Raw genomic sequence first — 14,040 nt, forward strand, 5'->3', positions numbered from 1 at the left:
AAAGGCAGGTTTGATCTAATGTCCGAAAAGAAAAAGTCCTGCGACTGTGAAAAGGGCTCCCCTAAGTGGATGACCACTTTCACTGACATGAACATGCTTCTGCTTACATTCTTCGTTCTGCTTGTTTCCATGTCGACGCTGGATAAAAAGAAAATTCTCGAATCCCTCGGTTCGTTTCAGGGTTCATCCGGTCTCCTAAGCGGAAGCCGCAATGAAGTGAGCGCTCAGAACATAATGACCCGAATCAACGTAATTGACCAGACAGGGAGTTCAAACGCACAGACAGCGGAAACCCTTCGTGATTATGTCAAATCCGCAAACCTCTCCGATGTTGTCAGCGTCATAGAAACCAAAAAGGGTGTCTCCATAAGAGTTCTGGATTCTCTGCTTTTTGCCCCGGGCAGTGCGGATGTTCAGGGTGAAGCAATACCATTTCTAAGAAAAGTGGGAACAGTTATAGTTGACTCTCCGTATTACACTCATGTAGAAGGGCATACGGATGACACGCCTTCCCGTTCGGCACGATTTCCTTCCAACTGGGAACTTTCGACAGCCAGATCAGTCTCTGTGGTGCGCTTTCTGATTACCGAAGGAGTCAACCCTCAGAGCCTTTCGGCGGGAGGGTTCGGAGAGTTTCATCCTCTTCTGCCCAATATCACTGATGAGAACAGGGCAAGAAACCGCAGGGTTGAGATAAACCTTGTGAGCCCCGAATTTGCGGAAACCAATAAAAATATTTTTGAAGAAGACAACGGAGGACAGTAATGGCGGCAGACGAAAAAGACACCCAACCGGAGCAGGGAGGGAAGAAAAAGTCTAAACTCAAACTGATCATTATTATTCTCCTTCTGCTTGTGCTTCTCGGCGGAGGCGGAGCGGCTTATTTCCTTTTCCTTAAGCCTAATCCCAATCAGGCAGCCCAGCCTGCGGCGGCTGCTTCTGCCGCTCCTGAAGCGGCTCCGAGCGAAGCAATCGCTCAGATAGGCGAGCTTTACCCTCTGGAATCCTTTGTGGTCAACCTTGCAGACCCCGGAGGAACCAGATACCTGCGCGTCACTCTTCAGATTGAGCTTACCGCCGTAAAAGGTCTTAAAGAAGAAATAGATAAGCGTGTTCCTCAGATCAGGGACGCGATAATAACCATACTTTCATCCAAGCGATATGAGGAGATAAACTCCGCGCAGGGCAAGATGATAATGAAACAGCAGATTATGAGGAGAATAAATTCTCTCCTCGCCGCAGGGCAGATCGCCAATGTTTATGTTACCGAATTTGTTATCCAGTAAGAGGGCTTTGATGATAGAGCATGCGAGAAACCAGTTCGGTGAGGTTCTTTTTGACATAAGAGTCGAGCTGGGGCGTAAAAAAGTGTCCGTAAGGGAAATGCTGAACTGGGAGAAGGGAACTATCCTCAAGTTCAACAAGACCTCCGGCGAACCGGTGGATTTCCTTGTGAATAACAAGCCCCTCGCCCTCGGTGAAGTGATGGTTCTTGATGACAGGTTTGCTATACGTATCACAGAGATATTGGACAAGGAAAAACTCACCGAAATGTACAAAGACGGAATCTATGGCTAAAATCCGGCTCTTAACCGCCGCTTTTTTGTTTTTTTTATGCTCATTCTCCGCTAATGCGGCGGCAGTCAAATCGGAGCTCACGGACAACTCCCTGAGGATCAGTATTCAGTTTGAAAAAGGCTATTCCGATGTAAACATCATAAAGCTTGATAAATCATACATAATCAGCTTCCAGACCGTGGAGGAGGCTGTTTATTCAGAGGAGTTCTGGGATTCTCCCGCCTCTCAGGCATACATACATTCCGAAGGTGACAGGAAAAAGCTCATAGTGGATTTTGAAACAGCCGCTGAGGAGCCGAAGGTGGAAACAGCGGAGAAGGGGCTTGATGTCACCTTCTCCTTCGCAGCCGCTCCCGCAGTCCCTTCCGCCACCGGACCCGGAGCCTACGTCAGGATGGTGACGGGGCTTGCCGTTGTTGTTGTGATAATTCTCGTCATATACTGGCTTACCCGCAGGATGCTTTCCCGCAGGGTGCTCTCGGAGCTGCCGGGCTCGGGCAGGCTTCTCGGCAAGGTTGACCTTGAGATACGCAAGAGCCTGTTTTTTTATGAGCTGGGGGACGCGGTCTACATTTTCGGCGTTACGGATATGTCTGTTAATTTAATTGAAAAAGTCACGGACGAAGCGGAAGTGCATAAGATAAAATCAGGCTTCGCGAGGAAGGGCGAGTTCGGTTCATACCTGAACTTCTTCTCCAAGGGTTCTGATGTTAAGACTGATCTTGACGCCTCAAGAAACATAATCAGGGAGAAACTGAAATCAATAAAAAAACGCTGATTTTCACCCTTTTCATGCTTCTGGCTCCTCTTGGCGCCATAGCCGCAGATCCGATCCCGTTCCCCGCTTTCCGGTTCGGGCTTGAGGCGGCGCAGAATCCTGATGACGTCGCAATTACGCTTCAGATCATCTTCTTTATAACCATAGTTACCCTTGCACCCTCAATTCTCATACTCATGACCTCTTTTACGAGGATACTAATAGTATTCTCTTTTCTCAGAACAGCAATGGGTACGCAGCAGATGCCCCCTAATCAGGTTCTGGTGGGGCTTGCGCTGTTTCTTACCTTTTTCATAATGACTCCTGTTTTCAATCAGGCGTATGAGAAGGGGCTCCAGCCCTATTTCGCGGAGGAGATGGGGTTCGCGGAAATGCTCACCGAAGCGAAAAAGCCCTTCCGCGAATTTATGCTTAAAAACACTCGCAAGAAAGATATGCGCATGTTTATAGATATAGCAGGCGGTGAAAAGCCGAAAACAGTAGATGATATTCCCGATTTCGTTCTGCTTTCCTCATTTGTTGTCAGTGAGCTGCAAACCGCTTTCCAGATGGGCTTCCTGCTGTTTCTGCCGTTTCTTATCATTGATTTTGTGGTGGCGAGCGTGCTTCTGTCAATGGGTATGATGATGCTGCCGCCTGTGATGATCTCCGTTCCGTTCAAGATACTTCTGTTCGTTCTTGTGGACGGCTGGGGGCTGATAGTCTCATCACTTATAAAAAGTTTTATGTAGTGCTTGAGCCAAGGCTGGTGAAAAATGACTTCTGATACTGTAATAGCTCTTCTTTCCGATGCTCTTAAGATGGCGCTGCTCATAGCTTCGCCCATGCTTATTTTCGGTCTTGCAGTCGGGCTTGTCGTCAGTATATTCCAGTCTGTAACGCAGATTCAGGAAATGACCCTTTCATTCATTCCGAAAATAGTCGCGGTGGTTGTGGCTGTGATAGTTTTTGCCCCGTGGATGCTTCAGAAAATGGTTTCCTACAGCGCCTCTATCTTCGGCAATCTCCATATGTATATCGGAAAATAACTCAGCCGAGGCTTATTATCTCCGCAGGCGCACCTGAGGCGAGTTCGTTCCGCAGTATTTCCATCGCCGGCGATTCGTCAGTGAAGAACAGCTTTCTCACGCTTTTTCCCGATGTATTCAGACCGCTTCTTATCAGATGCTCTATTATTACTTCCGATGAATCCACAATGCTGAACTGAGGATAAAGTCTGGTTATGGTATTTTTGAGGAGAGGATAGTGGGTGCAGCCCAGAACGAGTGTGTCTATCCCTTTTTTGCTGAGTTCCTCCAGATACATCTTCACGGCGAGCTCCGCTATAGGGCTTTCCGTCATCATTTCCTCAACAATGGGAACAAACAGCGGACAGGCGTTTTCGTATATATCGAGCTCAATTTCAGACATGGTTTCCAGTGCCGCGCGGTATGAGCCGCTGCGTATGGTTGCTCTGGTGCCTATAACGCCTATTTTCCCTTTTTTGGAGACTCTCAGAGCCTGCTCCGCACCGGGAAGCACAACACCTGTGACGGGAACATGAAATTTTTCGGAAATTATGTCAACAGCGTAGGATGAGGCTGTGTTGCAGGCTATTACGATAGCTTCGGCGCCGCATTTTGTAATGAGGTATTCGGCGCATTCCAGACTGTAGCTGATTATGGTTTCCCGGGATTTGCCGCCGTAGGGCACTCTGGCTGTGTCGCCGAGGTAGTAGATGTCCAGTGCGGGAAAATGCTCCGCAATGGATTTAAAAACCGTGAGTCCGCCGATTCCTGAGTCAAAAACGCCTATAGCCATTCGGACTTTATACCTCAAAGATTTATGTTCGGCAATAGACGCTTTGGGAGCGCTTAACTTATTTTTGCATCCGTCAGTAAGTAATCCGGTATGATTAAAACAACAAAATAATTTATTTGATTTAACCTTTTCTCATCTCAGGATATTATAGATTAAGTATTAAAATTACACAGAAAGAAGTATTTTTTTCTGATTTATTTTTACCTTCGCTTGTCTTATGATATAATATGAAATACGCAGCGGAGAGTCGCTTTATTTAAACTGCTGATATTTAGCTGGTTTATTCAGTTTACATACAGGCGCTAATTTTATTACGGAGTTGACTTGATGTATATCAAGCTGTTTTTAGGTGAAAAAACGGCTCCGGGAGTTTTCAGTTTTGATTATACCAAAGAGTTTATCCGATCCTGCGGAAAGGATGAGTTTGAAGAGAAACTGAAATTTGCAGATCTTTCATTTGTGGATTCTCCCGAAGCTTTTATGAAGGCTGTTTCCGATGCTGTGGACGAGGCTATGGATAACGAGTTTAAGGCAAGCGAGGTTTACAGGGCAGGCAGATGCCCTGAGACGGGCAAGGTTTGCTATATTTGTGTGAATATTGAGGATTACGAAGAAAAAACTGCCTGAGACCGCATTTTCGGTAAAAGCGGTCAGGCTTCCATGACAGCGTTTTTAAAACGTTTAGCGAACCTGTCAAGCTCCTGCTCGCTGTTTATTGCGTGCTGTTTCGGGTTAATGGACGAAACTATGGTTTTCAGAGGCTTCATTGTCTTCAGATCATAGCGGGCAAGATCAAATATATGTGATTTTTCGAGCTTTTCTCTTTTTTCATCTGTAACTACCAGAACCTTCGGACGGGTCAGATCTTTTCTGTTCGGTTCAAGTATTACGGCTATTTCGCCGGAATCAAGCATCACGAGGGTTCCCACCGGATATATGCCGATTGTGTTGATGAAGAACTTTACCAGTGTCTCATTAAAATGCTTGCCAGACCAGCTGAAAAGGATTTTCAGCGCTTCTGACGGCGTTCTTTCGTGGTTGTAGGTCTTCTTGCTGGTGATGGCATCATAAACATCGGCGATGGAGACGATCTTTGTGATATTGCTTATCTGTCTCTCGGATAAGCCCAGCGGGTAGCCGCTTCCGTCCGATTTTTCGTGATGCTGGAGAGCTGTCATCGCTGTCTCGGAGGGGAGGCGGTCGTTTGCGGTAAGCATTTTATAGCCGTATTCCGGATGCCTTTTTATCTCGGTATATTCATCGTCAGTGAGCTTCCCGGGCTTGTGTATGATGCTGCCGCTGATTCTCGCCATGCCGACATCATGCAGAAGTCCGCTGAGACATATGGTTTTGAGCTCATCAGCGGATTTTCCGAGCCGCTTCCCCAGAGCAAGGGAAATCACAGCGACATTCAGAGAGTGGCTGTAGGTGTAGTCGTCCTGATTTTTCAGATGAGTCATGGCTGTGAAAATGCCGGGCTTGTGGCTGCTGACCTCTACCAGTTCAGAGGTTATTTCCTCTGCCGTGCGGGAATCGATTTTTCCGCTCTGTCTGAGACCTTCGAGGAGTTCCCGCGCCTTGCAGCGTATGTTTTCAAATATCGCGCGCGCCTGAATTATGTCGCTGATTGCAGGGGAGGAATCGATGAGAAAGTAGTCTGAGGTTTCAACGGAGCTGTCCATCATCGCTGTGAGTCTGTCGGTGAGTTCGCCTTCTTTATCTTCCTCAGCGTCCTTTTCTTCCAGAATGTATATGTATGATACACCGGAGTTTTTGAGAACATTAACGGAGCGCGGGTCTGTAAGTTCTTTATCAAAGAAAGGGAAATGCAGCCCGTCCTTTTCGGTGCGGGTCACTGTCATCCCTGTTTTAAGTTCGGAAATATGTATCCTGCGTTCAATTTTCATTCTGTGTTTCCGTGTGTGTATTACCGAATGATAACTTTAATTAATGAATAACACAATATAAACCATATGATTATTAACAAAAGGAATAATTAGCATTGTAGTGGTCATTTATATGTATTCGGGCGTCTCTGCGGTTTCTGCCTGTTAAGGCTGTACAGGTTCTCTTTTATGCGGGAAACAAATAAAAAGTCTGTTTTCTGTAGTAAATGCTGGCGTAACTGCGGCTAATTGGGTAAATTATAAGGATGTATAATAAATAGGCAGATGTTTAAGTTTCAGGCTATGCCTCTCTTTAGGAAACCCTCATGAAGGACAGAATCAGAATTTTAGTAATTGACGATGAAGAAAACATTTTATGGCTCTTCAAGGAAGGGCTGGAAGACGATAAAATAAGCGTGACAACAACCGGCAGCCACAAGGACGGCGAGATCATCCTCTCCGCCGGAGGGGTAAGCATCTGCTTTGTGGATCTTTTTCTCGGCGACAGCAACGGTATAGCCCTTGTCAGGGAGTGGTCAAAGATTTACCCCCATGTGCATTTCATCATAATGACAGCTCAGGATACTGGCTCCAACGTTATAGAAAGCATAAAATCCGGCGCGACAGACTTTTTTCCGAAACCGTTCGACCTTGCGGAGCTGAGAGCCAAGATCCTCAATCTTGCAGGTGATCACGGCGAAACCGAGGAAACCGAAAGCGCAAGCTACGACTTTGAGACCAAGAACCGTAAGATGCTTGAGATCTACAAGCTCATAGGCAAGATCTCCGGCGCTAATATAAATGTTCTTATATGCGGCGAATCCGGCACCGGCAAAGAAGTCATAGCCCACATGATTCACGAGATGAGCAACCGCAGCGGCAAGCCCTTTGTGCCGATCAATATGGCGGCTATCCCCTCTGATCTCATGGAGAGCGAGCTCTTCGGTCACTCCAAGGGCTCATTCACCGGCGCCGTTACGGACAAAAAGGGCAAGTTTGAGGAAGCCAACGGCGGAACAATCTTCCTTGATGAAATTTCCGAGATGGATTTCTCTCTTCAGTCCAAGCTGCTGAGAGTTATTCAGGAGAAAGAGATAAACCCTGTGGGTTCAAGCCGCACCGTAAAGCTGGACACCAGAATCATCGCCGCGTCAAACAAAAACCTTGAAGGGCTTGTGGAGAACGGGAAGTTCCGTGAGGATCTTTTCTACAGGCTGAATGTAGTCTCCATAGAGCTGCCGCCGCTCAGGGACAGGAAAGAGGACATACCCTATCTTGCCAACCATTTCCTGAGGAAGTACAGGAACATCAAGAACAGGGTGCTCAAAATCAGCGGCGAGGCTCTGGGTGCCATGGCTAAATACCGCTGGCAGGGCAACATCAGGGAGCTGGAAAATATTATCCAGTATGCCATAGTAAATACAGACACTGATGAGGTGACCAAGCAGAGTCTGCCTCAGAAGCTTTTCAGCACAGCGCAGGAGAAGGATGCCTCCTGTCTGTCCGATGAGCTTTTCAAACTCGCCTCAAGCATAGTGGAGGCGGAAACCCTTTCAGAGAGCTATAACGCCTTTGAAGAATATATGAAAATTGTGGAATATCCCCTTATGAGAGCAGTTCTGGAAAGAACGGACGGCAATAAGTCTGTCTCGGCTAAGTTATTGGGAATAAACAGAAACACTTTACGCAAAAAAGCGAAGGAACACGGATTTGACTGATTTAAAAAAAGAACTTCTTAAAGTATTTGAAAAAAACGACAACCCTCTCCCCTCCGGCGTTATCGCCAAGCAGATGGGAATAGATAAAAAACTGGTAAAAAAGATAATAAACGAACTCACCCGCACGGGGGAGCTGATTAAGCTGAAATCCGGCAGGTACGCCCCTGCAAAGGAAATAAACCTTATCACAGGCAAAATAGACTTTCACCCCGAGGGCTACGCCTTCCTCAGCCCGCTTTCCGGCGGCGGGAGCGATTACTTTGTACCATCTATGAAGACCGGAAATGCTCTGAACGGCGATATTGTGGCGGTCAGTCTGGAGAAATTCAGAGGCAAGACCGAGGCAAGGGTGGTGAAAATCATCAGCCGCAGCATGCAGAAGGTTGTGGGACGCATAGAAAAATCCCGATATGCCATATACTGCATGCCGCTGGATAAAAAATTCCTTTACGACATTTTCATCCCCGAAGTCCACGCCAAAGGAGTCGAGGAGGGGGATATAGTCATAGTCGAGCTTACTGTCTATCCGGATAAGAAGCGCCGCCCCGAAGGGAAGATTGTAAAAAAACTCGGCACGATAGACGACAAGGGCATAGAAAACGAGATTGTCCTTGCCAAATACAACCTTGAGCGTGAATTCCCCAAACGGGTAATGCAGGAGGTTGAGGAGAGCGCGGAGAAGCTTAAGAAAAACGCTGGCAGGCGCACCGATTTCACGGAGCTTTTCACCGTGACCATTGACGGCGAAACCGCCAGAGATTTTGACGATGCCATCTCCATAGAAAAAACGGAAAACGGTCACAGGCTGTATGTCCATATTGCGGACGTGAGCCATTTCGTCCGCCCTGATACGTATCTGGATAAGGAAGCGCTCAAACGGGGAACCAGCACATATTTTCCCGAATTTGCCATCCCCATGCTGCCGGAGAAGCTTTCAAACGACCTTTGCAGCCTCCGCCCCGACACCAAGAGACTCACGCTGACTGCGGCAATGGAGTTTGACAGCAGCGGAAAGAGAACCGGACAGAAGTTCTACCGCTCCGTAATAAAAAGCGATAAGAGACTGACCTACACATATGTCTTTGATGTTCTGGAGGGCAGGGAGAAGACGAGGAGCAAGGATCTCAATTTCCTTATTTCCGCTTCCGCCGAGCTTGCCGGAAAAATCATGAAGCGCAGAAGCAGCGAAGGCATGCTGGATTTCGATCTGCCTGAACCTGTATTTGAATTTGATGAAAACGGTGATCTGAAAGATGTTCATCCTCTTGAGAGAAATATCGCCCACAGACTCATAGAAAATTTTATGATCGAGGCAAACGAAGCGGTGTCTGAATATCTTGAGCAGCACGCGTCAGCATCGATCTACCGTGTGCACGACAAACCGGACAGACAGAAGCTTGAGGAGTACGAGAACATGTGCGCATCCTTCGGCATACCGGTGAGTTTCGGGGATACGATCGACACCATTGCGGTGCGTGAGGTCTGCGACAGGGTGAATGATTCCAAATATGCCCATGTACTCGGCGGACAGCTCGTTCGCGCCATGGCTAAAGCTGTTTACGCCACGGCCAATATAGGGCATTTCGGGCTGGCTTCGGAATCATACACACACTTCACAAGCCCCATACGCCGTTACCCCGACCTTCTGGTGCACAGGCTTCTGGCAACCGTTCTGTTCAATGATCCGTATGAGATAGACGGGGGCAGGCTTGAAACCTTAGCGGCTCTTTGCAGCACAGCCGAGCAAAACTCCGTTCAGGCTGAGAGAGACATACAGAAATTCAAAATTCTGAAATACCTTTACAGCCATTTTGACGAGCCCTACAGCGCCTACATCAGCAGGGTCAACGCCAACGGCATGTTCGTGTTCCTTGATAAGCTCATGCTTCAGGGTTATGTGCACACATCTTCACTTGAGGGGGATTACTACGCGGTCAGTGATGACGGAAACGCTCTGGTGGGAAGAAGGAAAAAGAATATGTTCCGTGTAGGCGACTATGTGGAGGTCATGCCGGACCGTATAAGCTATGACATGCTTGAGGCGGAGTTCGTGATAGCCAAAGGTTAGGGTATGTCTTTCCGCGGGATGTTCTGGTTTTTAAATTTATGAAATATTCTTGCTATGAAAACGAAAGGTCTCAGTAAATAAAAAGAGGCACAGCTAGCAGACCTTATGGGCAGTTATTTAATAAATAAACCTTGCTGAAAAAGTTACATGGTGATACTTTTTAGTTAAGAAGAGGTACGAATGTCCGATTCTAAAAAGACGAGCTATACAGAACCCCACTATCATCTCAATAAGCTCAAGGAAAACATCAGGAATGAACGTTATCGTTTTACATTGAGAGCTAAAGAAGAGTTAGCTGATTCCGAAACTGATGAAGATACTGTCATAGAGGTAATTCTCAGTATCTATGACAGTGAGTTTTATAAATCCATGGAATCAAAAGAAAGACAGGGAATCTATCAAGATGTGTACAAGGTTACATCGGAACTTGGGCGTATGTATATCAAAATGCAAGAAAATCCTAAAGATTTCACAGTCATAATAAGTACGCATTATGGCTGGGAGGAGTAACATGAAAGCAGAATGCGGTTTATGCAATTCGACTATGACAAAAATATTTGAAAAAGAACTGGTAGTTGGCAAAGAAGAGTACGCAACTAAACTTAATCTCAAGTACATTGAGTGCGATGAGTGCGGAGAGTCGTTTTACACTAAAGAATCTGAAAGTGTAATTAACAAGACAGTCAGTGATATTAAAAGGAAAAAACAAGGACTGTTATTGGGTGAAGAAATAAAGGCATTCAGAAAAAGCCTAGGAGTAACTCAAGAGCAGCTTTCTATAATGTTGGGAATGGCTCCAAAAACCATTTCCAGATATGAAGGCGGTTTTGCAGTACAGAGCAAGCAGACAGATGAACACTTGCGTCTCATGATCAGCAACAGGGACAGAGCCATAGAAAAAGCCATTGAATTAAACTTTTTGGAAGATTGTATAGAAATATTTCCTGTCAGGAAACATAAAAATATTTATAAAACTAAGACAAGAGAGAACCACTCAAATTGTGGTTCTCTTGCTTTTTGCGGGTAACGATATGAAGCTTAAAATGGAAAACATTATCTTTCCGAATATCAGGATCATTGTCGCACCCGATGTTTATAAAAGGGTCTCAAAAGGGAAAAACCTAAATATCTCTATCAAATTAAAAAATAACCACGTTCCGGTAAGCCAAAAAGGTAAAAATTACCAAGTTCAAATGGATTTAAGTATAGAAAATAAGGAAAAAGATCTGATAATTGAAGCTATCGGGGTGGCTTCATTTTTGTTGGATGAACTACAGGATGAAGAACAAAAAGAGTTTGCCCTGAATGTTAATTGTTGTGCAATAATGTTCCCTTACATCAGAGAAAAAATCACCTATCTCACTCAATCAGCAGGTCTTGAACCATTAATCTTGGAGTCGTTTAATTTCGTTGACAGGTACAACAAAAGCAAGCAACAAGAAGAATCAGATACTTAAGCGAGAGCAGTTCCGGATTGCGATTGTTAATTTGACGGCACTTTTCCGATATTCCACTGCTTTAATTCAATGGTGAAGCTTGCTCCTGTGGCGCATTCATTGGCGTATATTCTGCCTTCCATATTGTTCTCAATGATTATTTTGGACATATACAGACCTATTCCGACTCCCTGTCCTTCCTCCTTTGTGGAGAAATAAGGTTCAAAGACCCTGTCCCTTATATCGTCAGGAATACCGCAGCCGTTATCCTCAAGGGTCATCTTAACAATATCCCCCTCCGGCTCCACTATCAGCTTAACAAGCCCTGATTCCTGCGAGCCCGAGCTTCGGGATTCTATTATGGCGTCTCTGGCGTTTGAGATAAGGTTCAGAAGAACCTGTTTGAACTCATTGGGGTATCCGTATGAGGTCACACATTTTATCTGGCTGGGCAGTTCGATCATGCCGGGTTTCAGTATCACCTGATGCTCGCCGTAGAATATTTTCAGTTCAATGTTATTGTTGATAAGCTGCGGATTGATCAGCGAGAGAACCTCCCGCATGATCTCGCATATGTCGAAGATTTCCTTCTCCTTGTCGGGTTTGAAGAAATTTCGGAAGTCATCAATGGTTTTGGACATGTAGGCTATCTGCTCCATGCAGTGATCCCTGAACTGGCTGATGTAGTCCATATTCAGCTCGCCGTACTCAAAAGCATCCTCCACATCCTGAACGTAAAGACCGATTGTTGTGAGCGGCTGTCGCCACTGGTGGGCTATGGCGTTGATCATCTGTCCCATAGCCGCGAGCTTGGACTGCTGCATAAGCATCTGCTCCTGAATGCGGTTATGCTCAACCTCTTCCTGAACCCGTTTTTCGAGATCTTTTTTCTTCTGCGCCAGTATCTGCTGGGTCTTCTTGCGGACTGTTATATCCCTGATGATTATCTGGACGAACCTGTTGTCTCCCGCTGTGAATGAGTTTGTGGCGATTTCTGAGTCAAATTTGTCGCCGTTTTTGCGGTAGAGTTCTTTTTCAAAATGCTGTCTGTTCTCCTGAATAAGATTTGGCATATTTTCATCAAGCTCAAACTCGGGGAAGAGTGAGGTGATTTTTCTGTTTTTCAGTTCATCGCAGGTATAGCCTATCTGCCTTTCCACCGCGTTGTTAGCGTCCTGAATAACCCCTTCGGAATCCATGATTATGATCGGATCCGCTGAAGTCTGGAAAAGGCTGCTGTATTTTTCTTCGCTGTTTTTGAGTTTTTCCTCAGCCTGCTTTCTCTCCTCAATCTCTTTCATGAGAAGACCGTTTATTTCGCTGAGCTCTCCGGTTTTCCTTTTGATTTTTTTCTCAAGAAAAAGACTGATGAGGAAGAGAAAAACGAGAGGAACCCCCAGACCGACTGTTATCAGTCTCAGAGTTGAGGAGAAGTCGTTCTTCTCCTTAACTCCCATCCATTTATCGAGTGATTTGTGATAGACGGAGTTCTTGTCGCTCTTCATTTCGGCTATGTGTGTATCGGTCATTACGGAGAGAACAAGGCTCTTCTGCTTGCCTTTCGGCATGGCGAAACGTATTTCTATCGGGTGTATGAGGATGGGTGTGCGTCTTACATTGTAGCTGTTTTCGTTAAGCTGCCCGAAGAGCCTGTTGATCAGCCCAGCGTCCGCTCTGCCGGAGTCCACCGCTTCGATAATTTCACGGTAGCTTTCGGCGTATACGAAGGTGACATCGATATTGAAGGCTTTGACAAGCCCTTTAAGCCCCTGATCGCTTTTGAAGTATATGTCTGATTCTATAACGGCTATTTTTTTGCCTACAAGATCGGGTATTGAAGTGATTTTTTGCTTTTCGCCGGAGTATATCTGCCCCCAGTTGGTAAGCACTGTTTCGTCATTAAAATGGTAAAGCGCTGCCCTTTCCCGTGAGAAAGCTATGGGGAATATAATGTCCGCCCCGCCCGTTTCAAGCATGCCGAGACATCCGTCCCATGTGGAGATGATGTAGTTTATCCGCAGATTTTCCTTTTCGGCGACATAGTTTATAATGTCTGCGCCGATTCCGCCCACACTGTTTTTATTGCTGATTTTTATCATCGGAGGGTTGTCATAGACACAGTAATTTACGGTCATCACATCTTCGGGCGCACCGAAAGACGCTGATGCCGAAAAGAGAATTAGAAATAATAAAAGAATTCTTTGCATTGCGGAACTCTCACTGTTCAGTGCTTATTACACATCCTAATTTCAAAGAGTTTATTAAGCAAGAGGTAATAGCTATAAATGAGTATCTGTACGGGAACGAATCGGATAAGAATAAAAAAATAACGCCGCTTTAAGGAGGCAGAGGAAAAGCGGCGTTTACCTTTTTATATCAGTAAATTGTTTTTTAGACATTTTTGGCGTATTGGCTGCAGTTTATGCAGTCGCCCATACATTCTCCGTTATCAAAAAGTCTGAGGCATTTCTCAATGGTTCCCTCAACGCTTTTGACGCTACAGTTGTGAATCTGAAACAGGGGCACATTTTTCTGTTTGGAAATGCTTCTTGCTTTGCTGGCAACTCCGTGTGCTATGTTTGAGGTAAGAAGAACTATAGCGTCGCTGTTTTCCAAAATGTCGGCTATGTGGGTCTGTTTCTTGAGAATGACCTTGGTCTTCACGCCGAGAACCTTGCCGGCGTTGATGTACTCTTTTTCGAGTCTGTCCAGCCCGCCTACTATTGATACAGTCATGTTATGTCTCCTTATACACTGCTAAATAAGTTAGGTATGC

16 protein-coding genes are annotated in these 14,040 nt (G+C 45.8%); 12 read left to right on the top strand and 4 right to left on the bottom strand.

The genetic code is table 11. From position 1 onward, the window contains the following. The first annotated feature begins 18 nt into the window (after positions 1–18). The 6 genes from EP073_RS02915 to fliQ are packed head-to-tail and all read left to right on the top strand — an operon-like array spanning position 19 to position 3,384. Positions 19–765 (top strand): OmpA/MotB family protein, encoded by a 747-nt coding sequence (locus tag EP073_RS02915; RefSeq protein ID WP_128465673.1) that lies wholly within the window; start codon positions 19–21, stop codon positions 763–765. Beyond that, positions 765–1,286 carry a flagellar basal body-associated FliL family protein gene (locus EP073_RS02920; protein WP_128465674.1) on the top strand — a complete coding sequence of 174 codons (522 nt, stop codon included), beginning with the start codon at positions 765–767 and terminating at the stop codon, positions 1,284–1,286. Before EP073_RS02915 ends, EP073_RS02920 begins: the two co-directional genes overlap by 1 nt. Before the next feature lie 10 nt (positions 1,287–1,296). Further along, positions 1,297–1,578 (top strand): FliM/FliN family flagellar motor switch protein, encoded by a 282-nt coding sequence (locus EP073_RS02925; protein ID WP_128465675.1) that lies wholly within the window; start codon positions 1,297–1,299, stop codon positions 1,576–1,578. Continuing rightward, positions 1,571–2,356 carry a FliO/MopB family protein gene (locus tag EP073_RS02930; RefSeq protein WP_128465676.1) on the top strand — a complete coding sequence of 262 codons (786 nt, stop codon included), beginning with the start codon at positions 1,571–1,573 and terminating at the stop codon, positions 2,354–2,356. Before EP073_RS02925 ends, EP073_RS02930 begins: the two co-directional genes overlap by 8 nt. Before the next feature lie 14 nt (positions 2,357–2,370). After that, positions 2,371–3,087 carry a flagellar type III secretion system pore protein FliP gene (gene fliP / locus EP073_RS02935; RefSeq protein ID WP_128465677.1) on the top strand — a complete coding sequence of 239 codons (717 nt, stop codon included), beginning with the start codon at positions 2,371–2,373 and terminating at the stop codon, positions 3,085–3,087. 24 nt (positions 3,088–3,111) lie between these two features. Then, positions 3,112–3,384, top strand: coding sequence for a flagellar biosynthesis protein FliQ (gene fliQ, locus EP073_RS02940; RefSeq protein ID WP_128465678.1), 273 nt, complete (start codon positions 3,112–3,114; stop codon positions 3,382–3,384). A gap of 1 nt (position 3,385) precedes the next feature. On the opposite strand, the gene murI is transcribed toward fliQ, so the two are convergent. Then, complete coding sequence (murI, locus tag EP073_RS02945; protein WP_128465679.1) at positions 3,386–4,156, bottom strand: glutamate racemase; 771 nt, start codon at positions 4,154–4,156, stop codon at positions 3,386–3,388. A gap of 327 nt (positions 4,157–4,483) precedes the next feature. Between murI and EP073_RS02950 the strand changes: the two genes are divergently transcribed. Then, the gene (locus EP073_RS02950; RefSeq protein WP_128465680.1) at positions 4,484–4,783 is read left to right on the top strand and encodes a hypothetical protein; all 300 of its coding nucleotides are present in this window, start codon (positions 4,484–4,486) and stop codon (positions 4,781–4,783) included. Positions 4,784–4,806: 23 nt separating this feature from the next. Here EP073_RS02950 and EP073_RS02955 read toward each other — a convergent pair whose 3' ends face one another. Then, positions 4,807–6,063 carry a cyclic di-GMP phosphodiesterase gene (locus tag EP073_RS02955; RefSeq protein ID WP_128465681.1) on the bottom strand — a complete coding sequence of 419 codons (1,257 nt, stop codon included), beginning with the start codon at positions 6,061–6,063 and terminating at the stop codon, positions 4,807–4,809. Positions 6,064–6,368: 305 nt separating this feature from the next. Here EP073_RS02955 and EP073_RS02960 point away from each other — a divergent pair, with 305 nt between their 5' ends. The 5 genes from EP073_RS02960 to EP073_RS02980 all read left to right on the top strand — a co-directional run bounded on the left by EP073_RS02960 (position 6,369) and on the right by EP073_RS02980 (position 11,285). Next, a complete protein-coding gene (locus tag EP073_RS02960; protein WP_128465682.1) occupies positions 6,369–7,760 on the top strand; it encodes a sigma-54-dependent transcriptional regulator in 1,392 nt (463 codons plus the stop codon). Then, a complete protein-coding gene (rnr, locus tag EP073_RS02965; protein ID WP_128465683.1) occupies positions 7,753–9,828 on the top strand; it encodes a ribonuclease R in 2,076 nt (691 codons plus the stop codon). Before EP073_RS02960 ends, rnr begins: the two co-directional genes overlap by 8 nt. 180 nt (positions 9,829–10,008) lie before the next feature. After that, the gene (locus EP073_RS02970; RefSeq protein ID WP_128465684.1) at positions 10,009–10,338 is read left to right on the top strand and encodes a type II toxin-antitoxin system MqsR family toxin; all 330 of its coding nucleotides are present in this window, start codon (positions 10,009–10,011) and stop codon (positions 10,336–10,338) included. A 1-nt stretch (position 10,339) separates the two neighbouring features. Further along, a complete protein-coding gene (locus tag EP073_RS02975; RefSeq protein WP_164885250.1) occupies positions 10,340–10,855 on the top strand; it encodes a type II TA system antitoxin MqsA family protein in 516 nt (171 codons plus the stop codon). 4 nt (positions 10,856–10,859) lie between these two features. Continuing rightward, entirely contained in the window at positions 10,860–11,285 is a 426-nt protein-coding gene (locus EP073_RS02980; RefSeq protein ID WP_128465686.1) for a protein-export chaperone SecB, read from the top strand. Between the two features lie 26 nt (positions 11,286–11,311). Here EP073_RS02980 and EP073_RS02985 read toward each other — a convergent pair whose 3' ends face one another. Then, positions 11,312–13,399, bottom strand: a complete 2,088-nt coding sequence (locus EP073_RS02985) for a PAS domain S-box protein (RefSeq protein WP_164885251.1) — start codon at positions 13,397–13,399, stop codon at positions 11,312–11,314. A 256-nt stretch (positions 13,400–13,655) separates the two neighbouring features. Then, positions 13,656–14,000 (bottom strand): DUF2325 domain-containing protein, encoded by a 345-nt coding sequence (locus tag EP073_RS02990; protein WP_128465688.1) that lies wholly within the window; start codon positions 13,998–14,000, stop codon positions 13,656–13,658. Positions 14,001–14,040 lie beyond the last annotated feature (40 nt).

Source organism: Geovibrio thiophilus (assembly GCF_004087915.1).
In the GTDB taxonomy this organism is placed as follows: Bacteria; Chrysiogenota; Deferribacteres; order Deferribacterales; family Geovibrionaceae; genus Geovibrio; species Geovibrio thiophilus.